Genomic DNA, 894 nt, shown 5'->3' with positions numbered 1-894 from the left:
CCACCAGAACGCCCAGAGCCAGAGGCGCGGAGATGGCCCACAAGGCGTAGCTGGCGGCCAGGACATCCAGCTTGTGGCCTGCGTCGGCCAGGTGCGGGATCAGCAGGCCGCCGCTGGCCGCCGTCACCTCGCCTGGAACGACGGGCAGCAGCCACAGGGCCGTCATCTGGTCCAGGCCGTGGTCCTGGCGGGTGAACATCAGCAGCGGCACGATCAGGCCGCAGGCGGCCGCCAGAAGGGCGTCGATCCGCCAGAGCCCGGCGGCGATGTCGATGGCGGACGGGCCCAGAAGGGCGGGTCCGTAGAGGACGAAACCGTTGACGATCGTCGCCAGGCCCATCGGCACGCAACCGAAGAACATCGACATCACCGGATGGTCGAACACCCGCCGGGCCTCGCGGGGGAAAAGGATCCAGCGGGCGGCGTAAAGCGCGGTGAACAAGACGAAGAGGCCGATGTTCAGCAGCCACAGGGTCTGGCCTACGCCCTTGAGCCCGGGCGCCTGGGCCAGCACGATCGCCAGCACCCCGGTGCCCATGGTGGCGGCGAACCAGTTGGGCGTGAACTGGCGCACGACCTCGCGCGGGCTGTCCAGGTGATGGAGCGGGGCGGGCAGAGCGGGGGCGAGGAAGGTCATCGGGGATCCGTTTGCAGGAACGGTCCAGTGATGCGTCGCCTGGATCATTCGATCCAACGCGTTCTTTGTGTATTAATGTTCGATTTTAGAGAACGGTTTTTGCCGCGTCCAGGAAGGCGTCGCCGGCCTTGCTCCGGTAGCGGGCCTTGTGGCGCAGCACGAAGAAGGCGCGGGGCGGCAGGGGGAACGGCGCTTCGACCAGCGCGCCCGAGGCCAGGCTGGCGGCCACGACATTGCGCGACAGGACGCTGGCGCCC

The 894-nt window shown here is 68.2% G+C and carries 1 pseudogene; it reads right to left on the bottom strand.

The features are described 5' to 3' along the window. A pseudogene (locus J7528_RS23565) lies at positions 1–637 on the bottom strand (C4-dicarboxylate ABC transporter); the annotation flags it as partial. Positions 638–894 lie beyond the last annotated feature (257 nt).

This window comes from Caulobacter sp. (assembly GCF_017744445.1).
Classification (GTDB): Bacteria; Pseudomonadota; Alphaproteobacteria; order Caulobacterales; family Caulobacteraceae; genus Caulobacter.
Note: the sequence above shows the minus strand (reverse complement) of the source record. Positions and strands in the feature narration are given on the sequence as shown.